Source organism: Thermotoga sp. RQ2 (assembly GCF_000019625.1).
Taxonomy (GTDB): domain Bacteria; phylum Thermotogota; class Thermotogae; order Thermotogales; family Thermotogaceae; genus Thermotoga; species Thermotoga maritima.
The window spans coordinates 37238-63686 of the sequence record NC_010483.1 but is presented as its reverse complement, the minus strand read 5'-3'; the positions used below and the strand labels follow the sequence as shown (position 1 = coordinate 63686).

The 26449-nt window shown below is 46.1% G+C and carries 29 protein-coding genes; 15 read left to right on the top strand and 14 right to left on the bottom strand.

Features of this window, described 5'->3' with window-relative positions; genetic code table 11:
- The first annotated feature begins 3 nt into the window (after window positions 1-3).
- The 5 genes from ribF to secF are packed head-to-tail and all read left to right on the top strand — an operon-like array spanning window position 4 to window position 4015.
- A complete protein-coding gene (ribF, locus tag TRQ2_RS00350; RefSeq protein ID WP_012310300.1) occupies window positions 4-885 on the top strand; it encodes a riboflavin biosynthesis protein RibF in 882 nt (293 codons plus the stop codon).
- 7 nt (window positions 886-892) lie between these two features.
- Window positions 893-1393 carry an ECF transporter S component gene (locus TRQ2_RS00345; RefSeq protein WP_008193067.1) on the top strand — a complete coding sequence of 167 codons (501 nt, stop codon included), beginning with the start codon at window positions 893-895 and terminating at the stop codon, window positions 1391-1393.
- A complete protein-coding gene (gene yajC, locus TRQ2_RS00340; RefSeq protein WP_004080747.1) occupies window positions 1386-1736 on the top strand; it encodes a preprotein translocase subunit YajC in 351 nt (116 codons plus the stop codon). Before TRQ2_RS00345 ends, yajC begins: the two co-directional genes overlap by 8 nt.
- 3 nt (window positions 1737-1739) lie before the next feature.
- Window positions 1740-3137, top strand: a complete 1398-nt coding sequence (gene secD / locus TRQ2_RS00335; RefSeq protein ID WP_004080746.1) for a protein translocase subunit SecD — start codon at window positions 1740-1742, stop codon at window positions 3135-3137.
- Window positions 3134-4015 carry a protein translocase subunit SecF gene (gene secF, locus TRQ2_RS00330; RefSeq protein ID WP_012310299.1) on the top strand — a complete coding sequence of 294 codons (882 nt, stop codon included), beginning with the start codon at window positions 3134-3136 and terminating at the stop codon, window positions 4013-4015. Before secD ends, secF begins: the two co-directional genes overlap by 4 nt.
- Window positions 4016-4038: 23 nt before the next feature.
- Here secF and TRQ2_RS00325 read toward each other — a convergent pair whose 3' ends face one another.
- Window positions 4039-5106 carry a glucose-1-phosphate thymidylyltransferase gene (locus tag TRQ2_RS00325; RefSeq protein ID WP_012310298.1) on the bottom strand — a complete coding sequence of 356 codons (1068 nt, stop codon included), beginning with the start codon at window positions 5104-5106 and terminating at the stop codon, window positions 4039-4041.
- 82 nt (window positions 5107-5188) lie between these two features.
- On the opposite strand from TRQ2_RS00325, the gene rplI reads away from it, so the two are divergent.
- The 7 genes from rplI to trxB are packed head-to-tail and all read left to right on the top strand — an operon-like array spanning window position 5189 to window position 9977.
- Window positions 5189-5638, top strand: a complete 450-nt coding sequence (gene rplI / locus TRQ2_RS00320) for a 50S ribosomal protein L9 (protein ID WP_012310297.1) — start codon at window positions 5189-5191, stop codon at window positions 5636-5638.
- Complete coding sequence (gene rnz / locus TRQ2_RS00315) at window positions 5635-6477, top strand: ribonuclease Z (protein WP_012310296.1); 843 nt, start codon at window positions 5635-5637, stop codon at window positions 6475-6477. The genes rplI and rnz overlap by 4 nt, the downstream gene beginning before the upstream one ends.
- Before the next feature lie 12 nt (window positions 6478-6489).
- Window positions 6490-6912 (top strand): NfeD family protein, encoded by a 423-nt coding sequence (locus tag TRQ2_RS00310; RefSeq protein WP_004080739.1) that lies wholly within the window; start codon window positions 6490-6492, stop codon window positions 6910-6912.
- Between the two features lie 13 nt (window positions 6913-6925).
- On the top strand, window positions 6926-7843 hold the full coding sequence (locus tag TRQ2_RS00305) for an SPFH domain-containing protein (RefSeq protein ID WP_012310295.1): 918 nt from the start codon (window positions 6926-6928) through the stop codon (window positions 7841-7843).
- Complete coding sequence (locus TRQ2_RS00300) at window positions 7840-8322, top strand: hypothetical protein (protein WP_012310294.1); 483 nt, start codon at window positions 7840-7842, stop codon at window positions 8320-8322. The genes TRQ2_RS00305 and TRQ2_RS00300 overlap by 4 nt, the downstream gene beginning before the upstream one ends.
- A 29-nt stretch (window positions 8323-8351) precedes the next feature.
- Complete coding sequence (locus TRQ2_RS00295) at window positions 8352-9017, top strand: thioredoxin family protein (RefSeq protein ID WP_011942762.1); 666 nt, start codon at window positions 8352-8354, stop codon at window positions 9015-9017.
- 6 nt (window positions 9018-9023) lie between these two features.
- On the top strand, window positions 9024-9977 hold the full coding sequence (gene trxB / locus TRQ2_RS00290; protein WP_012310293.1) for a thioredoxin-disulfide reductase: 954 nt from the start codon (window positions 9024-9026) through the stop codon (window positions 9975-9977).
- Here trxB and TRQ2_RS00285 read toward each other — a convergent pair.
- The 3 genes from TRQ2_RS00285 to rsmH form a co-directional block, all read right to left on the bottom strand.
- Window positions 9968-11668 carry a penicillin-binding protein gene (locus TRQ2_RS00285; protein WP_255327265.1) on the bottom strand — a complete coding sequence of 567 codons (1701 nt, stop codon included), beginning with the start codon at window positions 11666-11668 and terminating at the stop codon, window positions 9968-9970. The genes trxB and TRQ2_RS00285 overlap by 10 nt on opposite strands.
- A 57-nt stretch (window positions 11669-11725) precedes the next feature.
- Window positions 11726-11869: a hypothetical protein gene (locus TRQ2_RS00280; protein WP_128080871.1), complete on the bottom strand. Its 144-nt coding sequence runs from the start codon at window positions 11867-11869 to the stop codon at window positions 11726-11728.
- 112 nt (window positions 11870-11981) lie between these two features.
- The gene (rsmH, locus tag TRQ2_RS00275) at window positions 11982-12881 is read right to left on the bottom strand and encodes a 16S rRNA (cytosine(1402)-N(4))-methyltransferase RsmH (RefSeq protein ID WP_012310290.1); all 900 of its coding nucleotides are present in this window, start codon (window positions 12879-12881) and stop codon (window positions 11982-11984) included.
- 254 nt (window positions 12882-13135) lie between these two features.
- Between rsmH and TRQ2_RS00270 the strand changes: the two genes are divergently transcribed.
- The gene (locus TRQ2_RS00270; protein ID WP_012310289.1) at window positions 13136-15514 is read left to right on the top strand and encodes an ATP-dependent Clp protease ATP-binding subunit; all 2379 of its coding nucleotides are present in this window, start codon (window positions 13136-13138) and stop codon (window positions 15512-15514) included.
- Window positions 15515-15520: 6 nt separating this feature from the next.
- Here the strand turns inward: TRQ2_RS00270 and tsaB are convergent, their stop codons facing one another.
- From tsaB to TRQ2_RS00225, 9 genes are all read right to left on the bottom strand, one after another.
- Entirely contained in the window at window positions 15521-16141 is a 621-nt protein-coding gene (tsaB, locus tag TRQ2_RS00265; protein WP_012310288.1) for a tRNA (adenosine(37)-N6)-threonylcarbamoyltransferase complex dimerization subunit type 1 TsaB, read from the bottom strand.
- A gap of 9 nt (window positions 16142-16150) precedes the next feature.
- Window positions 16151-16627 carry a DUF3855 domain-containing protein gene (locus TRQ2_RS00260; RefSeq protein ID WP_012310287.1) on the bottom strand — a complete coding sequence of 159 codons (477 nt, stop codon included), beginning with the start codon at window positions 16625-16627 and terminating at the stop codon, window positions 16151-16153.
- Window positions 16624-17544: a cation diffusion facilitator family transporter gene (locus tag TRQ2_RS00255; RefSeq protein WP_012310286.1), complete on the bottom strand. Its 921-nt coding sequence runs from the start codon at window positions 17542-17544 to the stop codon at window positions 16624-16626. Before TRQ2_RS00255 ends, TRQ2_RS00260 begins: the two co-directional genes overlap by 4 nt.
- Window positions 17545-17594: 50 nt before the next feature.
- Window positions 17595-18884, bottom strand: a complete 1290-nt coding sequence (gene eno / locus TRQ2_RS00250) for a phosphopyruvate hydratase (protein WP_008193093.1) — start codon at window positions 18882-18884, stop codon at window positions 17595-17597.
- A 55-nt stretch (window positions 18885-18939) separates the two neighbouring features.
- Entirely contained in the window at window positions 18940-20094 is a 1155-nt protein-coding gene (locus TRQ2_RS00245) for a 2-oxoacid:acceptor oxidoreductase subunit alpha (RefSeq protein WP_012310285.1), read from the bottom strand.
- A complete protein-coding gene (locus TRQ2_RS00240; RefSeq protein WP_012310284.1) occupies window positions 20087-20284 on the bottom strand; it encodes an ATP-binding protein in 198 nt (65 codons plus the stop codon). The genes TRQ2_RS00245 and TRQ2_RS00240 overlap by 8 nt, the downstream gene beginning before the upstream one ends.
- 11 nt (window positions 20285-20295) lie before the next feature.
- Window positions 20296-21420, bottom strand: a complete 1125-nt coding sequence (locus TRQ2_RS00235) for a sodium ion-translocating decarboxylase subunit beta (RefSeq protein WP_012310283.1) — start codon at window positions 21418-21420, stop codon at window positions 20296-20298.
- A 76-nt stretch (window positions 21421-21496) separates the two neighbouring features.
- A complete protein-coding gene (gene metA / locus TRQ2_RS00230; RefSeq protein ID WP_004080711.1) occupies window positions 21497-22411 on the bottom strand; it encodes a homoserine O-succinyltransferase in 915 nt (304 codons plus the stop codon).
- A 4-nt stretch (window positions 22412-22415) separates the two neighbouring features.
- Window positions 22416-23708, bottom strand: a complete 1293-nt coding sequence (locus TRQ2_RS00225) for an O-acetyl-L-homoserine sulfhydrylase (RefSeq protein ID WP_012310282.1) — start codon at window positions 23706-23708, stop codon at window positions 22416-22418.
- Window positions 23709-23843: 135 nt separating this feature from the next.
- Here TRQ2_RS00225 and TRQ2_RS00220 point away from each other — a divergent pair, with 135 nt between their 5' ends.
- Together TRQ2_RS00220 and TRQ2_RS00215 are read left to right on the top strand one after the other, a co-directional pair.
- A complete protein-coding gene (locus tag TRQ2_RS00220; RefSeq protein WP_012310281.1) occupies window positions 23844-24584 on the top strand; it encodes a type III pantothenate kinase in 741 nt (246 codons plus the stop codon).
- Window positions 24581-25924 (top strand): radical SAM protein, encoded by a 1344-nt coding sequence (locus tag TRQ2_RS00215; protein WP_012310280.1) that lies wholly within the window; start codon window positions 24581-24583, stop codon window positions 25922-25924. Before TRQ2_RS00220 ends, TRQ2_RS00215 begins: the two co-directional genes overlap by 4 nt.
- Here the strand turns inward: TRQ2_RS00215 and TRQ2_RS00210 are convergent.
- Complete coding sequence (locus TRQ2_RS00210) at window positions 25890-26447, bottom strand: pyruvate kinase alpha/beta domain-containing protein (RefSeq protein ID WP_012310279.1); 558 nt, start codon at window positions 26445-26447, stop codon at window positions 25890-25892. The two genes, TRQ2_RS00215 and TRQ2_RS00210, sit on opposite strands and share 35 nt — an antisense overlap.
- Window positions 26448-26449 lie beyond the last annotated feature (2 nt).

Here is a 26449-nt window from a genome sequence, read left to right as displayed (position 1 = left end):
GGAATGGTTGTCAGCATCGGAGTTTTCGATGGAGTTCACATCGGGCATCAGAAGGTCTTGAGGACCATGAAGGAAATAGCATTTTTCAGGAAGGACGATAGCCTTATCTACACCATATCTTATCCCCCCGAATATTTCTCACCGGATTTTCCCGGTCTTCTTATGACGGTAGAAAGCAGGGTGGAGATGCTTTCTCGTTACGCCAGAACCGTTGTTCTGGATTTTTTCAGAATAAAAGATCTCACCCCAGAAGGGTTCGTCGAGAGGTATCTATCTGGAGTGTCAGCTGTTGTTGTTGGAAGGGATTTCAGATTTGGCAAGAACGTGAGCGGAAACGCGTCTTTTCTCAGAAAGAAAGGTATAGAAGTCTATGAAATTGAAGATGTCGTTGTTCAGGGAAAAAGAGTGAGCAGTTCTCTGATCAGAAACCTCGTTCAGGAGGGAAGAGTGGAGGAAATTCTTGCATATCTTGGCAGATATTTCGAAATCGAAGGAATCGTCCACAAAGACAGGGAGTTTGGAAGAAAGTTGGGATTTCCAACTGCCAACATCGATAGAGGAAATGAAAAACTCGTAGATCTGAAAAGAGGAGTTTATCTGGTGAGAGTTCATCTGCCGGATGGAAAGAAAAAATTCGGTGTTATGAACGTGGGTTTCAGGCCCACCGTGGGTGATGCAAGAAACGTGAAGTACGAGGTGTACATCTTGGATTTCGAAGGCGATCTTTACGGAAAGAAGCTGAAACTGGAAGTATTGAAATTCATGAGGGATGAGAAGAAATTTGGTTCAATCGAGGAGCTGAAGGCTGCTATTGACCATGATGTAAAGAGAGCCAGAAACATGATAGATGATATAATCAATTCGAAGTTCGAAAAAGAGGGGTGATATGCGGATGCGAAAGTTGACCTACACTGCGATGTGGCTCGCTGTTGGTGTAGCTCTTGCCTATCTTTTTCATCTGCTGAACCTCGGGAGAATGTTCCTGCCTCTTCATTTGGTGGCCATGCTCGCTGGAGCGACTTCTGGAGCCTTCGTGGGAGGAGTGACGGGTGCGGTACTTCCTATTCTTTCGTTTTTAACGATGGGGATGCCTCCATTTCCAATGTTTCTCTTCATGATACCTGAGGTGTTCACGTACGGTTTCGTTATGGGTGTTATGAAGAAGAACATTTTCGTTAGAATCCTCATCGCCGTAGTTCTTGGAAGACTCGTTTACTCGGTTTCCTACTACGTTCTTGGGGCCCTCATTGGTATTAAGCTTCAGCCGTTAACCTCCATTTTATTGAGTTTTACCACGGGTATTCCCGGTATCGTTCTTCAATTCATTTTGGTTCCACTGGTTTACAGACGGCTTCAATTGATATTTGAGAAGGGAGGAAAGGAGAATGCCTGAGATCATCTACGCAGCAGCTCCGGGTGCTTCGAACGGTACCACCACAACCGCAACAGGTGGTGGCTGGGGAAGTCTCCTCTTCATGCTGATATTCTTCATAGCCATTTTTTACTTCATGATCATCCTTCCCCAGAGGAGAAGAGAAAAACAGTTCCAGCAGATGATAAGTCAGATGAAACGAGGAGACACGGTCGTCACAATCGGAGGAATTGTCGGGAAAGTCATCGATATCAAAAAGGACACCGTCAAGATCAAAACAGCAAATTCCACGGAACTCGAGATAACAAAAAGGGCTATTTCCACGGTTATAAAGGAGAGGTCACAGGAAAATCAGGAGGGATGATGAATGAGGGGAGACAGAGTAAGACTCATAGTAGTTCTACTGGTACTGGCTGGTGCCCTGCTTGCCATTTTCTGGCCCAGTAAAGGAGGATGGATATCCAACATTCGTCTTGGTTTGGATATAAAAGGTGGTGCAAGGATCGAATACATGGTTGAAGTTCAGCAAGGAACAGAAAATCCTTCCGATGTTGTGGATGACGTATGGACCGTGCTGAGAAACAGGCTCGATGCGGCTGGTTACACAGAAGCGGCCGTGAAGAAAGTACTCCGGGATAACAAATACTACATAGTAGTGGAGATACCCGGGGCGACCGACACGGTCCAGGCGGAAAAGTTGATCGGATCGACGGGTGTCCTTTACTTTGCTCAGGTTCTCGATGAGTACCTCGGTGAAGATCCCAGCAAAGTACCTGAACTTTCCCTTGAAGCCAGAAGAGAGAACGCAGTATGGCTCAAAGGAAGAGATGGAAAGTGGTACCTCGTGAAAAAAGAGATAATGGGAAGGAAAGACCTGGTTCTTGAAGCTCCAAGAATCGTGTATGCAAGACCGGAAGTGGAGACAAGAACTGGAAGATACGGCTACAAGGTTTCCTTTGAACTCGCGAAGGAATATGTTGATATATTCAAAAAGATCACACAAGCGCTGTACGTTCCCGAGGGAACTTATGATCCAAAGAAGAGACTCGCTATAGTGCTCGACGATGTTGTTCAATTCGTTGGTCAAGTGGTTGCAATCATAACTGATGGGAAGGCAGAGATAACAGGTAATTTCTCACTGGAAGAAGCGAAACAGCTCGCTGCCATTCTAAGGAGTGGCGCGCTTCCCGCAAGGCTCGTAAAAACCTCTTCGGGATGGGTTGCACCGCTCCTCGGGCGTGATGTGATCGATGCTTCCTTGAAAGCAGGAATAATCGGACTAATACTCGTTCTCGTTTACATGATCATTTACTACAGAACGATGGGCATAGTTGCCGATCTTGCGCTCATTTACAACACCGTACTACTTCTTGGTGTGATGGCAGCCGGCAAATTCATTCTCACCCTCCCTGGAATAGCGGGTATCATCCTCACTATAGGAACGACCGTCGATGGAAACGTGATCATATATGAGAGGATAAAAGAAGAGATGAGGCTGGGTAAACCTGTTAAAACTTCCATAGCGGCTGGTTTCGACAGATCGCTTTCGACGATACTCGACGCGAACATCACGACGATACTCACAGGTCTCATTCTCTACTATTTTGGCACAGGAACCATCAAAGGCTTTGCCATCACTCTGATCATCGGTGTACTTGGAAGTATATTTGTGAATCTGGTATTCAGTCGTCTGCTTCTCGATGCACTTGCGCGCTTCATCAAGCCACTCAGAGCCGATGAGGCACAGGGAGGGACCGGGCAATGAGGAAAGAAATTGATTTCATGGGAAAGTCGAAGATCTTCATTACGATCTCGCTGATACTGATAGCGATATCCATCGTTTCCATATTCACGAAAGGATTCAACTTCGGAGTGGAGTTCACCGGTGGTTCCGAGATCATAGTGAGATTTGAAAACAAAGAGGTCACGGAAAACGACATAAGGGCCGCTATTTCTCAAATCTCTGAAGAATTTGCAAACGCGAGAATAGTAGAAGTTCGTTCCGCGGGAGATCCTTCAAACGTTCAGAAGTACTCCATTATCGTTCCGAAAACTTACGAACCGGATGAAAAGCAGAAAATTCAGGAAGAGATGGAAAAGCTCCTTTCTGGCAAGGTGGTGTCCTTCAATGAGATCAGTGGAACAGCGGCTGAGGAAATCAGAAGGGGAACGTGGACGGCGATTCTGGTGGCTCTTGTTGTGCTCCTCATCTACATAACCATCAGATTCAGATTCATCTTTGGAGTCGCCGCTGTTGTGGCTCTGATACACGATGTGCTCATCACCATGGGATTCTTCTCGCTGTTCGGCTACGAGATAAACGTCGCGGCGGTGGCAGCGTTTCTCACACTACTCGGTTACTCTCTCAACGACACGATCGTTCTTTCAGACAGGATCAGGGAGAACATGAGAAGATATCGCGGAAGGAACATGGTGAACATCGTGAACATGAGTATAAATCAGGTGCTCGCCAGAACGATAAACACCTCTCTCACCACGTTCTTCGTCGTTTTTGTTCTTCTTCTGTTTGCTGGAAACGCCGTCAAACCCTTCGCTTTCGGAATGACGGTGGGTACGATTGTGGGAACGTATTCCTCGCTTTACATTGCCTCGCCTATCATCGTGAAATGGACAAAACAATAAGAGGGGCTCAAAGCCCCTCTTTTTTAAAGCTCCACCCGACTCATGTCCCCCAGGATGAGATTCAAGCTCGCCGGTCTCTTCTGCGATCCTTTCACAGAAACTCCCTTTCCCAATATGGAAGAGTCTATTCTTTTTTCCACACCTGTTATAGAGCATTCATCCATCACGATGCTGTTTTCCACTTCACAATCTTCGAGTATCACTCTGTTTCCTATTGAGGAATAGGGCCCTACGTAGGAGTTCTTTATGAAACAATTCTCTCCTATAACCGCGGGACCTCTGATCACAGAATTGACGATTTTCGACGCTTTTCCTATTCTCACGGGCCCCTGTATGGAGGACTTGTCATCCATTTCCCCGAGAAGTTCTTCGGTTGTCTCCATCAGGATCTTCCTGTTCGCCTCTAACAGATCTTCTGGCTTTCCAGTGTCTTTCCACCAACCGTAAACGATGTAACCCCGAACTTTTTCACCCTTCTCAATAAGGTATTCGATGGCGTCCGTTATCTCGAGTTCTCCCCTCCAGGAAGGTTTTATGTTCTTTATTCCTTCGAAGATCTTGTTTCTGAAGAGATAGAGTCCCACGATGGCGAGATTGCTGGGGGGAGTTTTGGGTTTTTCCACAACCTTTATCACTCTGTCACCTTCCATTACAGCTACACCGAAACGGGTTGGATCTTTGACCGGCGATAGTAGAATCGAAGCGGCATAGTCCGAGTTTTCAAAATCTTTCACGAATTTTCCTAGATCTTCGAGAATGAGGTTGTCTCCCAGATACATCATGAAATCCTCGTCTCCGAGAAATTCCCGTGAAACCCAGACGGCGTGTGCAAGGCCCTTAGGTTCTTCCTGAATGATGTAAGAGATCCTGAGGCCGAAGTTTTCGCCTGTACCAACTATGCTTTTAAACTCTTCGGCGTTGTGAGGACTAACCACGATTCCCACTTCTTCGATACCGGCTCGCGCGATGTTTTCCAGGCTGTAGAAGAGAATGGGCTTGTTAGCGATAGGGATAAGGTGTTTGGCAGTTGTGAATGTGAGCGGTCTGAGTCTTGTCCCTTTTCCGGCACACAGAACTATCGCTTTCTTCACACTTCACACCTCCTCTTTTCAAGATTATATCAATCAAGCATGATAGAATAGATAAGGAAAAATTTTCAGGAGGTGATTTGTTTTGAAGGTGATACTTCTCAGGGACGTTCCAAAGATCGGGAAAAAGGGTGAAATCAAAGAAGTTTCGGATGGATACGCGAGGAACTACCTCATACCCCGTGGTTTTGCAAAAGAATACACGGAAGGGCTTGAAAGGGCGATAAAACACGAAAAAGAAATAGAAAAAAGAAAAAAGGAACGAGAAAGAGAAGAGAGTGAAAAGATTCTCAAGGAATTGAAAAAAAGAACTCACGTTGTGAAGGTCAAAGCAGGTGAAGGCGGAAAGATATTCGGAGCTGTCACAGCCGCAACACTCGCAGAAGAGATCTCAAAAACCACCGGTTTGAAGCTCGATAAAAGGTGGTTTAAACTGGACAAACCCATAAAAGAACTGGGTGAGTACTCTCTGGAAGTCAGTCTGCCAGGGGGTGTAAAGGACACGATAAAGATCAGGGTGGAGAGAGAAGAATGAACATCATAGGGTTTTCAAAGGCGCTGTTTTCCACCTGGATCTATTATTCACCGGAGCGTATACTCTTTGATGCGGGAGAGGGTGTCTCCACGACTCTTGGAAGTAAGGTGTACGCCTTCAAATACGTCTTTCTCACTCATGGGCACGTGGATCACATAGCGGGATTGTGGGGAGTTGTGAACATAAGGAACAACGGTATGGGAGACAGAGAAAAGCCCCTCGACGTTTTTTATCCAGAAGGAAACAGGGCAGTGGAGGAGTACACCGAATTCATAAAGAGAGCAAACCCCGATCTCAGATTCTCTTTCAACGTTCACCCTTTGAAGGAAGGTGAGAGAGTCTTTCTGAGGAATGCAGGGGGGTTCAAAAGGTACGTTCAACCGTTCAGAACGAAACACGTTTCCTCTGAAGTGAGTTTTGGTTATCACATATTCGAGGTTAGAAGGAAACTGAAGAAAGAATTTCAGGGGTTGGACAGCAAAGAAATCTCACGTCTTGTAAAAGAAAAAGGCAGAGACTTCGTCACTGAAGAATACCACAAAAAGGTTCTCACTATCAGCGGGGACTCGCTGGCGCTCGATCCTGAGGAGATTCGTGGAACGGAATTGCTCATCCACGAGTGTACTTTCCTGGACGCACGCGACCGAAGGTACAAGAACCACGCTGCCATAGACGAAGTGATGGAGTCTGTGAAAGCAGCGGGTGTCAAAAAAGTCATTCTCTACCACATTTCCACCCGTTACATAAGACAGCTCAAGTCGGTCATAAAAAAATACAAGGAGGAAATGCCTGATGTAGAGATCCTTTACATGGATCCAAGAAAGGTGTTTGAAATGTGAGGGGGCGAAAATATGGAAGCCTGGGTGTTCTGGCTCGTTCTCGGTGTGATCCTTATGGTTGCGGAAATTCTCACACCTACATTCTTCATATTCTGGTTTGGAGTGGGCGCCCTTGCCGCTTCTCTGGTATCACTCTATCTTGGGGTGTACGTTCAAATCATAGTTTTTGCAGCTGTATCTATAGTACTCGTCTTCCTCACGAGAAGGTTGGTTCAGAACTGGGAATCTCCGAGAAAGATCCATGTTGAAGAGATCGCTGGAAAGGTGGCTCTCGTCATTGAGACAATAGACAACAGAAAGGGAACTGGCCTTGTGAAGATCGATGGAGATGTGTGGAGGGCGTACGCGGAAGACGACGATGAGGTCATAGAGAAAGGAGAACACGTGAAGATAATGAAGGTGGAAGGTGCCCATGTGGTTGTAAAAAGAGTATGAGGGAGGTGTTTCTATGTTGATAGCTCTTGTTGTTCTGGTTTTCTTCCTGATCGTACTGGCTGCGAGTTCTATAAGGATCGTGCGTCCGTACGAACGAGGTCTCGTAGAAAGGCTTGGGAAATTCAAAAGAGAAGTCGGGTCAGGAGTACATTTCATAATTCCTTTCTTCGAACGAATGATAAAGGTGGATATGAGAGAAAAAGTCATCGATGTTCCTCCACAGGAGGTTATAACAAGAGATAACGTGGTTGTGACGGTAGATGCCGTGATCTACTACGAGATCACCGACGCGTACAGGGTGGTTTACAACGTGAGCAACTTCGAGATGGCCACCATAAAGCTCGCTCAGACGAATCTGAGAAACGTCATAGGTGAACTGGAGCTCGATCAAACGCTCACATCCAGGGAAAGAATAAACATGAAGCTTCGAACTGTTCTCGACGAAGCAACGGACAAGTGGGGTGTGAGAATCACACGGGTTGAGATCAAAAAGATAGATCCACCTCAGGATATCACCGATGCTATGAGTAAGCAGATGAAGGCGGAGAGAACGAAAAGAGCTGCCATACTGGAGGCGGAGGGTTACAAGCAGGCGGAGATATTGAAAGCAGAGGGTCAGAAAAACGCGGCCATTTTGAGAGCAGAAGGTGAAGCGGAAGCCATAAAGAGAGTTGCGGAAGCGAACATGCAAAAACTCATTCTCGAAGCCCGTGGACAGGCTGAGGCGATAAAACTCGTTTTCAACGCGATACACGAAGGAAATCCGACCAAAGATCTTCTCACCGTCAGGTACCTTGAGACGCTGAAGGAAATAGCCAACGGTCAGGCGACAAAGATATTCCTCCCGTTTGAGGCGAGTTCCATACTCGCAAGCCTGGGAGCCATATCTGAAATTTTCAAAAAGGAAGAAAACAAGAGGGATGAGAAATGATCTGGCTCCTTGAAGGGCTGTCCTTTTCTGTTGTTGGATTCTTTGTATCTGTCTTCTTTTCATATCTCTATCTGAAAAGAAGAGAAAAAATTGATCTGAGTGCCCTCAAAATATTCAACGAGTTCACCACGCTGGGTCTCATTTACCTGTTTTCTTGGATGTTGAATTCTCTCTTTTTTTATCTGATAGTGGTTGTTCTGGCGGTGCTCTTCTTTCTTGGAGAATCTGTTCATTTTCTGATGAGTATAAATGAACAGTACCGCGTTATGTTTCTCTCCTTTGGATACAATGACAGAGAATTCAGCCTTTATCAGATCAGAAAAAAGCTCTTCAAATCCTTTGTAAAACCTGCCCTGAAGTTTTTTGGTCTGTACATTGTCTTTTCGAATGCAGATCTAAAGAATCCTTTCGTGATTTCAATCTTGCTTGTTCTTGGTGTAACAATAGGTTTACTAAACGGAGTAGACAAGTTCGACTAATTTGGTAGAATTATATTGGAGGTGAAAAAATGGGTATCTTGTCGGACAAGGACATTGCTTATCTCAAGGATCTCTTTGGGAAAGAACTCAAAAGAAAGGTAAAGATCGTCTTTTTCAAGACGAAAGACAAAACGCGCTGTCAGTACTGCGAAATCACAGAACAGGTCCTGGAGGAACTCGTCTCTGTCGATCCAAAGCTCGAACTTGAAATTCACGATTTCGACAGCGACAAAGAAGCGGTGGAAAAGTACCAGGTGGAAATGGTCCCTGCTACAATTCTTCTGCCCGAGGATGGTAAGGATTACGGTATTAGATTCTACGGAGTCCCTTCAGGACACGAATTTGGAACACTCATTCAAGATATCATCACCGTCTCTGAAGGAAAACCGCAGCTTTCCGAGGAGAGCATTCAGAAACTCCAGAGTCTCGAGGAACCGATAAGGATCAGTGTGTTTGTTACACCAACGTGTCCCTACTGCCCCAGGGCGGTTCTCATGGCTCACAACATGGCCATGGCCAGCGACAAGATAATAGGAGAAATGATAGAAGCGAACGAATACTGGGAGCTGAGTGAGGAATTCGGAGTCTCTTCTGTTCCCCATATCGTTGTGAACAGAGATCCATCGAAGTTCTTTGTAGGAGCTTATCCTGAGAAAGAGTTCATAAACGAGGTGTTGAGACTCGCAAAGGGGTGATGAGAAATGGTTTTCTTTGATACTGGATCCATAAAAAAGAAGGAGATAAAGGACAAATACGACATAGTTGTCGTGGGTGGAGGACCTGCGGGTCTCACATCTGCTATCTACGCCAGGAGAGCAGGACTTTCTGTTCTGGTCGTTGAAAAGGCGATCGAAGGAGGATACGTGAACCTTACTCATCTGGTTGAGAATTACCCGGGTTTCCCGGCCATCTCCGGAGAAGAACTCGCTTCGAAATTCAAAGAACACGCTGAAAAATTCGGTGCAGACATATACAACGCCGAAGTCGTTAAGCTGGAAGTCCTGGGAGACAAAAAAGTAGTTGAACTCGATGATGGTAAAAGAATAGAGGCTCCCGTAGTGATCGTTGCAACCGGTGCGAATCCGAAAAAACTGAATGTGCCAGGTGAGAGGGAGTTCTTTGGAAAAGGCGTGTCGTACTGCGCAACCTGCGACGGATATCTCTTCGCGGGAAAGGACATAATCGTAGTGGGCGGAGGAGACAGCGCGTGCGACGAATCGATTTTCCTTGCCAACATAGTGAACAAGATCACCATGATCCAGCTTCTTGAAACGCTCACGGCTGCGAAAGTTCTTCAGGAAAGGGTTCTGAACAATCCAAAGATAGAGGTCATCTATAACTCCACCGTAAAGGAGATCAGAGGAAAAGACAAGGTTGAAGAAGTTGTTATAGAGAACGTGAAAACGGGAGAAACGAAAGTGCTGAAAGCAGATGGAGTGTTCATCTTCATAGGACTCGATCCAAACTCGAAACTGCTTGAAGGTCTGGTGGAACTGGATCCCTACGGTTACATCATAACGGATGAAAACATGGAAACTTCCGTGAAAGGGATCTACGCGGTCGGTGATGTGAGAAAGAAGAATTTGAGACAGATAGTCACAGCTGTTGCAGACGGGGCCATTGCTGTTGAACACGCCGCAAAACATTACTTCTGATCGCTCAAAAACAGAATCACAGGTCCTTCAAGAGGATGATTGGGTGGGGGTGTTTGTTCAGACACCTTCCACCCTTTTCCTTTTATCTCCACGTCCTTCACTCCGAGGGATTCCAGAACGAGCAAAGCGTCTCTAATTGGAAGTCCTGTTAGATCCGGCATCAAACCTTCTACAACCCTTATTCTTCCGTCTTCTTTCTCCGTGAGAACCTCTACGATCTCTCTGAACACTGGAGCGGCGACCTCTCCTCCGTAGAAAGCCTCTGAAGGACTGTCCAGATGAACCAGTATCGTGTACTTCGGATCTTCAGCGGGGAAAAAACCCACAAAAAGTGAGTGATAGAGATTCCTGTATTCTCCACCGACCGCCTTCTGCGCGGTTCCCGTTTTACCAGCAATCGTCATTCCCTTCACCTGAGCGAATTTCCCTGTTCCTTCTTCCACGACCCGGACCATCGCCTGTCTTATCATGTCCGCTGTTTCTTTTGAAAAGACCTTCCTTTTTTCCACTGGAGAGTCTTTCAAAATGGTAGGTTTCACCCAGTATCCATCGTTCGCAAAGATGTTGAGAGACGCAATCAGTTGTACAGGAGTGACACCGATACCCTGGCCAATCGAGATCTCAGCCGGATCTATGAGGGACCATTTTTTCGCTTCTCTCAGAACACCAGCGATTTCCCCTTCCATTTCGATACCGGTTTTTTCCCCAAAACCTACCTTCTGAAGCCACTCATAGAATCCTTCAACACCGATTTTCTCTGTGATAAGCTCTCCTACCTTAACACTCATCACATTGCACGATTTTACGATTCCCATGGAGAAATCCACCAGACCGTGCTTTTCTATATCTCTTATGATCACAGGGAGTTGCTCTACTGGTTTTATTGAACCTTCGCACTCAACGGTGAAATCTGGAGAAGCAGAATGTGTCTCGAGAGCGATCGCGTACACCAGGGGTTTTATCGTCGAACCTGGCTCTATGTATCCGCCGATCAAATCGTTCCAGTTTCTAGTGGTCACCATTGAGAGTATCCTGCCGGTTTTTGATTCCATCACAATCACATGACCCGCTTCCGCAGAGTGTCCTTCCACGGCTTTCGAGATGATGTCGTAGACGCGCCTTTGAAGGTCAAGATCCAGTGACAGCCATACATCTTTTCCGTTTTCAGGTGGGGAGTAATTCACAAGGGTAGGAGAGAGGCGGGCTCCTCTGTAGCGAAGTTCTAAAAAACCATTTCTTTTCCCTCGTAACTGATCGTCAAAAAAACCCTCTATTCCTCCCTTTCCCGTTCCATCTATCACCGTTCCAAGCAGAACTCCTGCTGTGTAATCCTGAATTTTTTTTCTGGTGTATACCAGTTCTATGTTGACAAAGGGCAGCAACTCTGATTCTATCTTCTTCAACACGTCAACTCTATCTTCTTCCTCTGTGAGTTTGAAAAACTTGTACTTCATCACTTCTTCCAATGACTCTGTGATACCGCAGTTTTGCAGGGTCTTCTCGAGTGCTTTTATATCCCCATTTTGTCTTTTAAAAAAGTCGACATCGAGATAAGCGGCGTATTTCGGCAAATCGTAAACTAATTTCCTTCCCTTGATGTCCAAAATACTTCCTCTCTGGGGAGGGATAGAAATGAACCAGTTTGTTCTTTCTGTTAAAGGAAAGAAGAACAAATTCACTAAGGAGACCATCAAAAATAACGCAAAGATTGCGAGCAACAGCCACAACCTTTTTTCCATCTATCACTCTCACTCCGAGGGATTCAGGAGATCGAAATAGGATGAGATGTGGTAGAACTCTTCTTCGAGTGCCTGATAAGTTCTCTCCAGTTCTTTGATCTCGATTTCGAGTTTTTTATTGTTTTGCGTGAGGTAGAAGGCCAGAACTCCCACTCTTAAGGCGGTTACCCCCACGAACAATAACACAGCAACGAGCACAATGGTGAAAATAAGTTGATGCGAAAGAACGAGTACTCTCGTCCTCTGGTTTACCTTCGCTGGCAGATCAATCTCCTCCTTTCTCTATCCGCTCCGCTGCACGCAAACGTCCGCTCCTGGCTCTTGGATTCTCTCTTATCTCTTCTTCTGAAGGACGAACCGGTTTTTCCGTCAATATTCGTAACTTTTTGGAATTTCTGAACGTTTCTTTGACGATCCTATCCTCCAGAGAATGAAAGGAGATGACCACTATTCTACCACCCGGGTTCAGAAGATCCTCCGCTTTTCTCAGAAATTCCTTCAGATTTTCAAGTTCTCTGTTGACATAGATTCTTATAGCCTGGAACGTCTTTGTTGCAAAATGCCTCTTGCGACGTCTGATTTCGTAAGATGGAAGCGCTTCTCTCACGGCTTTAACGAGGTCAAGAGTAGTGTTGAGCGGACGATTTTCAACGATTTTCCGAGCGATTCTCCTTGCGAATTTCTTCTCTTCACCGTACTCAAAAATTATCCTCGCTAACTCCTCTTCCGGTAACTCATTCAATACTTTTTGAGCCGTTACTTCGCTTTCCAGATCCATACGCATATCCAGTGGTTCTTCTCTCTCGAACGTGAATCCCCGATTCTCTCCTTTGAGCTGATAAGTAGAAACCCCAAGATCCATTAATATCCCATCTACTTTTTCTACTCCTAAAGTTTTAAGAAGAAAATCTGCTTCTCTGTAGGAGATTTTGAACAAACTCGCACGATCTGAAAATTCTTTCAATTTCTCTTCTGCGATCCGCAAAACTTCTGAATCAACGTCTATTCCTATGATTCTGCATCCCGGACAGTGTTCCAAAATCGCTCTAGAGTGTCCTCCTTCACCTACCGTGCAATCGAGGATGATTTTCTCATCCTCCGGTTTCAGAAACTCAATAACTTCTCTAACCATTACAGGAATATGTCGCTGCGAATATTTCCGCATTCTATCACGCCTTCTAATCCTCGTGTGGAAACATTATAACGTATTCTTCCGTAAAAATCAAAAAAACGGTAAACAAACGACAGGCCTCTTAAAATGCCGAATTGAAGGGATTTTTGGTTGATTCATTTTTTATATACAAGTGTGTACTAATTGAGTGGGAAAAGGAGACATTCTGTTGTTTCAAGAAACATTTACATTTTGTTTTATCAAACGTAAGATTTAAGTGCTAATATAATGAACCGGAGGTGAGAATTATGAGAAACCTGAACGACAAGATGAAGGATATTTTCGAGAGGAGCGTGGAGGATATCAAAGAAAGAAATCAGAACCTGCTCAGACCAGAACACATTCTTCTTCAGATTCTTTACGATGAAAACGAGGCCACGAAGGTACTGAAAGATCTCAATGTAAACGTGGAGGAAGTGATTACTGAGCTGGAGGACTACATCGATTCCCAGTACGGGATATACTACGGATTCTCCGATCAGGTCTATGTATCGAAAGAACTTTCTTACATCCTGGAGCTAGCGAGAAAGGAAGCCAGGCTTTTCAAGCAGAAGGATATAGGTCCTCTTCACTTCCTTCTGGGACTGCTGAGAGATGGTTCCACGCACGCTGCCCGTGTCCTGAAGAAGTACGGCGTTGACTACGAAAAAGTGCTTCAGACGGTTAAGGAGCACGAAGAAGAATACGCAGTTGAGCAGTCACCACTCACGGCTTTTGCAACCGATCTCACAAAATTGGCAAAAGAAGGAAAAGTGGGTCCCATCATAGGAAGAGACAAGGAAATCGAGCGCGTGATAGAGATTCTCATGAGAAAAACCAAGAACAACCCAATTCTCATCGGTGATCCGGGTGTTGGAAAAACCGCCATTGTGGAAGGTCTCGCACAGAGAATCGTTGAAGGAAAAGTTCCTGATCCTCTAAAGGATGTGCGCATACTGATGGTAGATCTCGGAAGGATGATAGCGGGGACCAAATACAGGGGAGAATTCGAAGAAAGGTTGAAATCATTCCTCGATGAAGTGATGAAACAGAAAGAAAAAACGATTCTCTTCATCGACGAGATACACACTCTGGTTGGTGCTGGCGCAGCCGAAGGAGCGATGGACGCTGCCAACATGTTGAAACCGGCCCTTGCTCGCGGTGAAATACGCGTCATAGGTGCAACCACGCTGGATGAGTACAGAAAACACATAGAAAAAGATAAAGCGCTCGCGAGAAGATTCCAGCCGGTGATGGTGAGAGAACCGAGTGTGGAAGAGACCATAGAGATTTTGAAGGGGTTGAAGAAAGTCTACGAGGAGCACCACAAAGTGAAGATAGAGGACGAAGCGATAGAGGCAGCTGCCAAGCTCTCAGCGAGATACATAACGGACAGATTCTTGCCAGACAAGGCGATTGACCTGCTGGATGAGGCGGCAGCGAGAGTGAGACTCAGTGCTACAAAACAGGAAAAGGATGAAACGAAGCTTCGCGAGCTCGAGGAAAAAATAAAAGAGCTTGAAACGAAAATCGATGAGCTCACTATAAGATCTCAGTACAAAGAAGCGGCTGATCTCAAGAAAGAACTCTTCAAGCTCAAAAATGAGTATGAAGCTTTGAAGAGTGGGAAACCGGTTGTCACAGCGGAAAAAATAGCAGAAGTGGTTGAATCCTGGTCTGGTGTTCCAGTTTCCAGAATCGTTGAATCTGAAAAGGAAAAGCTTCTGAAGCTCGAAGAGATAATCCACCAGAGGCTCGTGGACCAGGAGGAAGCGGTTAAGGTAGTGGCCGATGCCATCAGGAAGGCAAGGGCTGGAATAAAAGATCCTAACAGGCCAGTTGGTACCTTCCTCTTTCTTGGACCAACGGGTGTTGGTAAGACTGAGCTCGCAAAGACACTCGCTGAAGTGCTCTTTGGAAGCGAAAACGCACTCATACGAATCGACATGACCGAATACATGGAAAAGCACGCTGTCTCCAAGCTGATAGGAGCACCTCCGGGATACGTTGGTTACGAGGAAGGTGGTCAACTGACCGAAGCCGTAAGAAGAAGACCGTACAGTGTCATACTGCTCGATGAGATTGAAAAAGCGCATCCGGATGTGTTCAACATACTGCTTCAGATAATGGACGATGGAAGACTCACAGACAGCAAAGGAAACGTTGTTGATTTCAAGAACACGATCATCATCATGACAAGTAACATAGCAAGTGATCTGATACTGAACTACGTTAAAGAAGGAAAGAGCTTTGATGAGATTGAAGAAAGAGTCAGAGAAGAGCTGAAACACTACTTCAGACCCGAGTTCATAAACAGGATAGACCATGTCGTTGTCTTCAAACCGCTCACAAAAGAACACATGAAACAGATCGTGGAAATAATGATCAGAAGACTCGAAACGCGGTTGAAGGACAAGAATATAAAACTCACGATCACTGAAGCGGCGAAAGAATACCTCGCAGAAAAAGGATACGATCCAACGTTCGGTGCAAGACCGCTGAGGCGGCTGATAGAAAGGGAAATCGAAACACCACTCGCAAGAATGATCATAGCAGGTGAGGTGCAGGAAGGTCAGACGGTGAGAGTGGATTACAACGGTGAAAAACTGATCCTCGAAGTTGCCAGAGAACTCGAGAAGGTTCAGTAAGGGGCGTTAGCCCCTTTTCTTTTTTTCCCAGTTCAATTCCGCTATGGATTTCTGAAGATACAAAGGTTCGATTTCGTAGTAGTGTATGGTCTTTTTCTCTTTGAAAAGCCTCTCGCTCTCTTCAACCAGCACAGCGGGTGAGATGAGAAGGTCGTCCTTCAGGACTACTTTTGGAGAAAACTCTTTTGTGATCTCTTCCAGTTCTTCGTCAGAGACCACACTCGGCTCTTTCAGCGGATTGAGTCCTTTGACCTTCAGATAAACCGCACAATAGTGGTAACCTTTCCTCGCTCTTCTGGCCACGAGTACAACACCGTCAGCTGGACAGCTCTTTGCAGCCATTTCGAAGGAGTTCAGAGGAGCCACAGGTATATCGTATGGAGACACAAGTCCTATCACAGTGGCGATTCCCACCCTGAGCCCTGTCAATCCTCCAGGGCCAATTCCCACTCCCACAACATCGAGATCTTTCACTTTGAAATCTAGTTCGTCCAGCAGCTTCTTCACAACAACAGGAAGAATCTCTGCGTGTTTTTTCTCACCTGTGTAGGAAATTTCAAAAAGATCTTCTCCTTTTCTCAACCCAATTCTTATTCTCTGGGAAGTGTCGAGTGCCAGAACGTTCATCCTCTCACCTCAGAACAGATTGTCTATTTCCTGGACAGAAAACGTGTACTCTCCAGGATTCCATCCTTTCGATTCAAAAAAGTACTTCATGAACTCTTCCACTAACTCGTTCCTGTTTTTCTCCTTCACTGAAGAAAATGGAACGTAAATTGTGTACCAGTTTTTCTCCGATAGTATTTTCATATCACCATAAGAATCGAGGTAGTCGATTTCCTCAACAAAGACGTTTTTCAAGTCTGTCCAGTCTCCGAGCGGGAGATCGACAGCGTTTTCTTTCGGTGTGAGAGCTTTTATGGCGAAACTTGGTACTTCTTCTCCTTCTTCCAGGACGCTGATCTTGAGAAAAATTCTTCCAATCAGTTCAGAATTCACCGGCTCGAGGCTCACACCCGTTTCGTTGAAAATCTCTTTCATTTTCTTCTCGAGAACGCCGAGTTCTTTTCCTTTTTTGTAGTAGAGTATTTCGAGACTGTCCATCAATCTCATTTTTTCTCTCCTTTCTTCAGGCCAAATCCTTCTTCTTCCACGTTCCCAAGTGGCTCAACGTGTATGGTTACGTCTTCTATATCGTCTCTTCTTTTCAACATTTCTTTCCTTATTTTCACGGTCAATTCGTGCGCATCTTTCACAGACATCTTTCCATCTACTTCGATATCCATTTCTATGAAGTGCCTTGTTCCCACCTTCCTTATTCTCACCCTGTGGGGATTATGCACGTTTGGAAAACGCTCGAGAACGGCAAAGATATCATCGTACATATCTAACTCGGTTCTTTTCATGCCATCCATGAGTTCGTAAGCCGCTTCGTAGAATACGGAAAATGAGGTTCTCAGGATCATAATGGAAACGAAAATCGCGAGCAGACTGTCCAGCCACCACCATCCGAAGGTTTTCATCGCAACCATGCCGGCCAGAACGGTTGCCGAGATCATTATGTCGTTTCTCATGTTCAGAGCGTCACTAATTGTAGCCGGACTGTTCAAGCGTTTTCCAAGAGACAGTTTGTATAAAAAAAGAAAAGTTTTGCCTGCAACGGAAATTCCAACAACAATAAAGGCAGTTAGAGTGAGTTCTAGGGAAAACTCTTGTTTCACGAGCCTTTTGACTGATTCAACAAGAAGAGAGGCTCCTGCGTAAAACATAACGAAGGAGATTATCTTTGAGGCGATCGTTTCTGCCCTTTCATGGCCGTATGGATGCGTCTCGTCGGGTGGTTTTCCTGAAATTCTGGATGAGAGGAGTATGACAAAAGATGTGAATATGTCGGTGGACGTGTCTATTCCGTCTGCGAGTATCGCATAGCTTCCCGTGAGAAGTCCCACCAAAATCTTCAAGACAGCAAGCACGGCGTTTCCAAATATCCCAATCCATGCTCCTTTTTTTATTTCTTCGTGCCTTTCCAATCTGAAACCACCTCAACAAAATGAAGGCCCACCAAGGTGGGCCTTCGGTGTTATCTCTTTATAGAGTAGAAAGATTTCAAACCTCTGAATTCTGCCACTTTTCCGAGTTCTTCCTCGATTCTCAAAAGCTGGTTGTACTTGGCTGTTCTTTCGCTTCTGGAGAGGGAACCTGTCTTGATGAAACCAGCGTTCGTTGCCACGGCAAGGTCTGCGATGAACGTGTCTTCACTCTCTCCGGATCTGTGGGAAATGATGGCTGTCATGTTGTTCTTCTGTGCCATCTCCACCGCGTCGAGAGTTTCCGTGACGGTGCCTATCTGATTGAGTTTGATGAGTATGGAGTTGGTCGCTTTGAGTTCTATTCCTTTGGAGAGTCTTTTCACGTTGGTCACGTAAAGGTCATCTCCAACGATCTGAACCTTGTTTCCTACTCTCTTTGTGAATTCCACAAATGCATCCCAGTCTTCCTCCGCGAACGGATCTTCGATGGATATGATGGGGTACTTCGCCACCAGTTCTTCGTAGTATCCCATGAGAACTTCGCTGGATTTTTCTTCACCATCGACGTAGTAAACTCCCTTTTCCTCATCGTAGAAGGAAGATGCCGCACAGTCGAGAGCTATGAAAACTTCTTCTCCGGGTTTGTAGCCTGCTTTCTCTATGGCTTCAATCAGAACCTTTATGGCTTCTTCGTTGGAAGACAGATTGGGTGCGAATCCACCCTCGTCTCCTACTGCTGTCACGTGACCGGCTTCGTGGAGTATCTTTTTCAACGTGTGGAATATTTCCGCTCCTGCCCTCAAAGCTTCTCTGAAGCTGTCAAATCCGGCGGGAACGATCATGAATTCCTGAAGGTCAAGATTGTTGTCTGCGTGCTGTCCACCGTTGATCACGTTCATCAAAGGTACTGGCAGAACCTTTGCGTTGACTCCTCCAAGGTATTTGTAGAGGGGCAATCCGAGGTAATTCGCCGCCGCTCTGGCAACTGCCATAGAAACGGCGAGTATAGCGTTGGCACCCAGTTTAGATTTGTTCTCTGTGCCATCCAGTTCTATCAGTGTCTTGTCAACGAGTGGCTGGTCGAATGCGTTCATTCCAATCAGCGCGGGAGCTATGGTTTCGTTCACGTTCTCTACGGCCTTCAGAACACCCTTCCCGAGGTATCTCTTCTTGTCTTTGTCTCTGATTTCCAGGGCTTCGAATTTTCCAGTGGAGGCACCAGAGGGCACGATGGCTCTTCCCATTGTTCCGTCTTCAAGCACGACTTCCGCTTCAACGGTGGGATTTCCTCTCGAATCCAGGACCTCTCTTGCTCTTACATCCACGATTTCCACGTACACAGTTTCCACCTCCTTGGTTTTTTGATCCACCAAGATTCAATTCTACTCCTTTATGTTAAATCTCTATTTGAGTTTCGGTTATAACATCCAGAATCTCTTCAGGTTTTATGAGTTCTCCATTCACCTTATTTATGGTTCTTATGACTTTTGATCTTCTGTCTATAGAACTGATGAGTTCTTTCGCGTACTGCCCCAGATTCATCTCGGCTATCACTATGGTGTTCACTTTTTCTGCCAATTTTCTGAAACGTGATACGGGAGCCGGCCAGATTGTGATGGGCTTGAACAATCCCACCTTGATTCTGTCGCGTCTTGCGATCTTCACTGCTTTCATAGCGCTTCTTGCGACTATTCCATAGGCCACCACCAGAATTTCTGCGTCTTCCGTCTCGTACTCCTCGTAGAAAGCTATTTCATCCGCATGGAGTCTGATTTTGTTCGTAAGCCTTCTTATCAATTTTTCTGCCACATCAGGAGAAGTTAGAGGGAAACCCGATTCGTCATGGACGAGACCGGAGACATGAAACCTCGTTTTTCCCATCTCAGCCATGGGGAATGGTGTGGGTTCTGCGTACTCACTTTCAGAAAATGGTACGAAAAGATCTTCTTCTCCAAAAGAAGTGTCTTTCAGTCTCTCTATGATGAACAGTTCCTCATCTTTCGGTGGATAGAAACTTTCCCTCATGTGACCGAGCATTGCGTCCATGAGAAACACAACAGGAGTCCTGTACTCTTCCGCTAAGTTGAACGCAGTGATTATATAACGATAAACTTCCGCGACAGATGATGGATAGAGAGCGATTATGGCGTGGTCTCCATGCGTTCCCCATCTTGTCTGCATGATGTCTCCCTGTGCGGGTTTCGTTGGAAGTCCAGTGGATGGACCAAGTCTCATAACGTTGGCAAAAACACACGGTGTTTCCGTCATGATCGCGTAGCCTATAACCTCCTGCATGAGGCTGAATCCGGGTCCACTTGTGGCGGTCATCGATTTCACTCCGGCGAGGGACGCTCCAACAACAGCTGCCGCGCTGGCTATTTCGTCTTCCATTTGAACAAAAACACCACCCACTTTTGGCAGTTCTCTCGCCATCACTTCTGCTATCTCTGTGGAGGGAGTGATTGGATAGCCTGCGAAAAACCTGCATCCCGCTTTTATCGCACCCAGAGCACACGCTTCGTTCCCCTGAAGAAACATCATCTCAGGCATTCTCATCACTCACAATTTCTATGGCCATATCCGGACATATTTTCTCACATTTTAAGCATCCGATACATTTGCCCTCGTTCGTCACGGGCTTTCCTGTTTCATCACTCGTTATAGCTCCAGTCGGACAGATCCACGCGCACAGTTTACACGCTTTACACCAGTCGTAATTCACCACGATCTTGTAACCCATATTCTTCCCTCTCAGCTGAGGAACATCAGAAACACTCCTGCCACAGTGGCTGAGCCTATGACTCCCGCCACGTTGGGTCCCATTGCGTGCATGAGTATGTGATTCCTTGGATCTTCTTCCTGAGCGAGTTTCTGTGCAACTCTGGCAGAATCTGGTACGGCAGAAACGCCAGCCGCTCCTATGAGCGGGTTTATTTTGTCCTTCAAAAACAGGTTCATGAATTTCGCAAACAGAATCCCAGAACTCATTGACACAATGAAAGCGACTGCTCCGAGAAAGAATATCATCAGACTCTGGGGGGTCAAGAAAACATCGGCTCTTGCAGAAGCCCCAACTGAAAGCATGAGAAGGATCGTCACCGTGTCGAGTATGTACCTGCTGGCGGCTTCAACGAGTCTTTTCACAATCCCCGCTTCTCTGAGGAGGTTTCCAAACATGAGAGATCCAACCAGAGGGAGCGACTTTGGAATCAGAAGAGCGGTTGCTATTGTTATCACTATCGGAAATGAAAGTCTCTCGAATCTGCTCACCTTTCTTGGTGGTTTCATTTTGATTTTTCGTTCTTCTTTGCTTACTAAAATTCTGGAAACGACGGGTTGGAGGATGGGAATGAGAGCGATGTAGGAATAAGCAGATATGGCTATGGGGGCGATCAATTCTGGGGATAGTGTGTTCGTTATGTAAATGGCGGTTGGCCCATCTGCACCACCTATGATGGCGATGGAAGCCGCCTGTTTCAGAGAAAATCCTAGAACCTTTGCCACAAAAAAGGTGAAAAATATTCCCATCTGTGCAGCCGCACCGAGAAAGATGGTGATCGGGTACGAGAGCATGAAGGAAAAATCTGTGAGGGCGCCTATTCCGAGGAAGATGAGAGGAGGATAGATTCCCAGGTCAAGGCCCTTCTTTATATAGAAGAGAAAACCACCTTCGTTCAGTATTCCTGTAGTTTCAACGGGTATGTTCGCAAGAATGATTCCGAAGGCTATGGGAATCAAAAGAAGCGGTTCCGAGTGTTTCACTATGGCTACGTAGAGCAGGGCAATGGCCACTGCGAACATGGCTATGTTTCCAAATGTGAGATGTGGGAACGCTGTTTGGGCGAAGAAATTTGCCAGGGCTGATAAAATCGACAATTTTCCCACTCCTTCTGTGTTCAGAATCACAACTATTATTCTAACATGGAAAAAGAAGAACCCCGAAAGGGGTTCTTCAGTGGATGTCTTCCAGTCTGTAAGGTGTTTTCTGGTAGATACAGTAATTCAACCAGTTGCTAAAGAAGAGGTGAGCGTGACTCCACCAGGTGAGAATGGGAGTTTTTGTGGGATCGTCGTTTGGAAAGTAATTAGCAGGAATCGGCACCTTCAGATTTCGACCTATATCTCGATAATATTCGTCTCGCAGTGTGTATCTGTCGTACTCGGGATGTCCTGTGACGAATATCTGTCTTTCGCTTTTGTTTGCAACCACGTAAACACCAGCTTCGTCCGACTCTGCGAGGATCTCGAGCTCTGGTACTTTGTCTATGTCTTCCTTCTTCACTTCGGTGTACCGCGAGTGCGGCGCCCAGAAGAAGTCGTCGTGTCCCCTGAAGAGGACCGAATCTTTTGCGACTCTGTGCTTGTAAACGCCTGAGAGCTTCTGTGGAAGTTCGTACTTCGGTATTCCGTAGAAATAGTACAGTCCCGCCTGAGCCGCCCAGCAGATGAACATGGTTGAGTACACGTTGTGGCGGCTCCATTCCATGATTTCTGTGAGTTCTTCCCAGTAATCCACTTCTTCGAACGGAAGGAGTTCCACGGGAGCGCCCGTGATGATGAATCCATCGAATTTTCTATCTTTAACAGCGGAAAAAGTTGTGTAGAACTTTAGAATGTGTTCAATGGGAGTGTGTTTCGGTTTGTGAGTTTCGGTGTAGAGTAAGGTCACATTCACCTGAAGAGGAGTGTTTCCAAGGAGTCTGAGAAGTTGAATCTCCGTTTTTATTTTGTCTGGCATCAGGTTCAGAATGAGAATTTCAAGAGGGCGGATGTCCTGGTGGATCGCCCTCTTTTCCGTCATAACGAAAATGCCCTCTTTTGCCAAGACTTTCACAGCAGGAAGACCGCTTGGAACGTTTATTGGCAACTTTTCATCCCTCCTGAGATTTTCTGAGAGCCTGATCCAGATCGGCTATGATATCTTCCACATCTTCTATTCCAACAGACAATCTTATCATATCCGGAGTAACACCCGTTTTCAACTGCTCTTCTTCCGTGAGCTGCTGATGGGTTGTCGAAGCGGGATGAATAGCCAGAGTTCTTGCATCACCAATGTTGGCGAGGTGGGAAATGAGTGTGAGACTGTCTATGAACTTCTTTCCCGCCTCTTTTCCGCCTTTCACACCGAACGTTACAATCGCACCGTATCCTTCTTTGAGGTATTTCAGTGCGTTTTCTCTGGTTTTATTGCCTTCAGCTATCGGATAGTTGACCCAGCTCACGGCGGGATGCGATTTCAGAAATTCAACGATCTTCAGTGCGTTTTCACAGTGTTTCTTCATCCTCAAGCTGAGGGTTTCAAGTCCGAGGATGAACAGAAACGCGTTGAACGGGCTCATACAGCTTCCCAGGTCCCTCAAAAGCTGGGTTCTACATTTTGCTATGTAGGCTGCTTCTTTGAACGTCTCCACATAACTCACACCGTGGTAGCTGGGATCTGGTTCCACGAGTTCTGGAAACTTTCCGTTCGTCCAGTCGAATTTTCCGCTGTCTACGATGAGACCGCCTATCGATGTTCCGTGTCCTCCGATGAATTTCGTGGCCGAATAAACAACGATGTCGGCACCGTGTTCGAAGGGCCTGAATATGTACGGAGCTACCGTATTGTCCACTATCAAAGGAACACCGTGTCTGTGAGCGATCTCCGCTATCGCTTCAAAGTCCGGCACTGTGAGACCGGGATTCCCGATAGTTTCAAGGTACACCGCCTTTGTTTTCTCGGTGATGGCCTCTTCTATGTTCTTTGGATCCGTCTCATCCACAAACTTCACGATGATACCAGATTTTTTATAGAGAGTGTGCTTGAACAGATTGTACGTTCCCCCGTACAGCGCGCTCCCGCTGACGATCTCATCTCCTGGACCTGCAATGTTCAAAATGGCATAAGTTATAGCGGCTTGTCCACTGGCAACTGCTAAGGCTCCCACCCCTTCTTCCAGAGCGGCTATTCTTTCTTCAAGGACCGAAACGGTAGGATTTCCAATCCTTGTGTAGATGAACCCAGGCTCTTCAAGGGCAAAGAGTCTCGCTGCGTGATCAGAATTTCTGAAAACGTAAGAGGTCGTTTGATATATAGGGACCGCTCTCGATCCTGTGGTCTGCTCGGGTGGTTCATAACCTGCGTGAAGAGCCCTTGTGTTGTAACCGTATTTTTTCCAGTCCATCCTCTCCACCTCCCGTGATAAAATTTTCTGATGTCATCTTTTGGATTTAGTATTACCTTACTACATCTTCGTGTCAAATGTTTCAGAGGTGTGTAAGAAATATTTTACACCATCTCAAATGCGGAGGTGATACTTTTGTACCTCCTAGTGGATGTGGGCAACACGCATTCTGTCTTCTCTATCACCGAAGATGGTAAAACTTTCAGAAGGTGGAGGCTGTCCACCGGTGTGTTTCAGACGGAAGACGAACTCTTTTCACATCTTCATCCGCTTCTGGGTGATACCATGCGTGAGATAAAGGGTATAGGAGTGGCCTCCGTCGTTCCCACTCAGAACACAGTCATAGAGCGTTTTTCTCAAAAGTATTTCCACATATCACCGATATGGGTGAAGGCGAAAGACGGATGTGTGAAATGGAACGTGAAGAATCCCTCGGAAGTGGGGGCTGATAGGGTGGCCAATGTTGTCGCTTTTGTCAAGGAATACGGTAAAAACGGAATCATCATCGACATGGGAACGGCAACCACCGTGGATCTTGTTGTGAACGGATCTTACGAAGGAGGAGCCATTTTACCTGGACTCTTCATGATGGTTCATTCGCTCTTTCGGGGGACGGCAAAACTTCCGCTCGTTGAGGTAAAACCAGCGGATTTTGTTGTAGGAAAGGATACGGAAGAAAACATCAGGTTGGGTGTAGTGAACGGAAGTGTCTACGCTCTTGAGGGGATAATAGGACGAATGAAGGAAGTTTACGGTGATTTACCGGTGGTTCTCACGGGAGGTCAGTCGAAGATCGTGAAAGATATGATAAAACACGAGATCTTCGATGAGGACCTCACGATCAAGGGGGTGTACCATTTCTGCTTCGGAGATTGAAGGTACTTCTCGTTAATCCGTGGATTCACGATTTTGCGGCGTACGATTTCTGGTTGAAGCCCATCGGCCTTCTTTACGTTGCTCGCGCAATGGAGTGGATGGGTTACGAGGTCCATCTCGTGGATCTTCTCAACAGACACGATCCCGATCTTCCGAGATTTGCGAGAGTGCCAAAAGACAAAAGATACGGCACAGGAAAGTTTCCAAGTCAGGTTATAGAGAAACCAGAGATGTTGAAATCTGTTCCAAGAAGATATAAGAGGTACGGAGCACCTCCAGAGTTTCTGGAGTGGAAATTGAGAGAAATCGGAAACGTTGATCTCATAATGGTCACGTCCACGTTGAGTTACTGGTATCCCGGAGTGTGTGAAACGATTCGCTTTCTGAAGAGTCGCTACGACGTACCGATCTTTCTGGGAGGTGTCTACCCGCGGCTCTTTCCGGAACACGCGAAGAAGAGCGGAGCGATAGTCTATGAAAAGGGCGATCTCGTGTTTCTTCCCAGCTTCTTAGAGTCTCTGGGATTTCCATCGAAGGAAATCCCCGCTGACTGGTTCGAAGTCTTCGATCCCATGTACGAACTCTACAACAGAGTTGGTTATCTCGTGTTCATCACCACACTTGGATGTCCTTTCAGGTGTTCTTACTGCGCTGTTCACCGACTCTGGAACGGTTTGAGAGTAAGAACACCGGAGAGAGTGGTTGAAACCATAGAGAAGTACCTGAACATTTTCAAAGTTGAAGATGTGGTCTTTTTCGATGATGCTATTCTGGCCTCGGGAAGGTTCAAAGATCTTCTCAAACTGATCGTAGAGAAGAGGTGGCCTGTACGGTTTCATCTCCCGAATGGGATACATGCACGTCTTCTTGATGAAGAAACGGCCTTCCTTTTGAAAGAAGCGAACTTCAGGACGATAAAACTGGGCTATGAAACTTCTGGAAGACTTCAGAGGGAAACGGGCGGTAAGGTCTACGACGAAGACCTCGTTCGCGCAGCCAGGATCTTGAGGAAAGCTGGTTTCACCGAAAAAGAAGTTTCAGCGTACATCATGGTGAACATGCCGGGGCAGACGAAAGAGGATGTGCTGAACGCCGTCAAGGTGTGTTTAAGTGAAGGAATAGGTATTTCCATAAACGAATACACTCCCATTCCGGGAACAAAAGACTGGCAGAAACTCATCGAAGAAGGGAAGTTGGACCCGGATATCGATCCCGTTCTTTTGAACAACACGGTTCTTCCCTTCTGGTGGAAGCACGGTATGAGTTACGAAGAGATCCAGGAGATAAAAAACTTCGCTCAGAAACTCAAGAAATCAGAGGTTTACAGAGAATTTCCGTGATCTTTAGATCGAAAAGATTTGGAGAGTTCGCTGGCTTGACAACGATTGCCGAGTCGAGACCGCTCTCTGTTCCACCGCAGGCAACAACCAGTTCAGACGTTTTAACAAGTCCTGCGTCAGCAGCCATGATCGTTATCTCCACACCCACCTTCACACCTTCACTGAACATTCTCAGCGTGTTCGCTATTATCTCAAGAGGATAGATTCCACCAAATTTTCTTCTCAGAGACCTTTCACCCGCGGAGAGGGCATGCGTTGCTGTGAGAACATCGTGACCCTTTTCTTTCAGCAGTTTTCTCAATTCTTCGTCGAATTCCTGGGTGTCAGGTTCTTCAAAGCCCGCGTGGTGCGTCACCACAACGAGTTTCATGTCTTCCGGAATCATCTCGAGGGCCATTCTGGCACTGTAACCCGTAGCGGAAGCGATCAATAGCTTTTTTGAAGAAAGCTCAGAAGCTTTTTGAATTGCTATTTCGAGGGTTTTTCTTGTGTTCACCTTTCCTGGTTTTTCGAACAGAACCATCG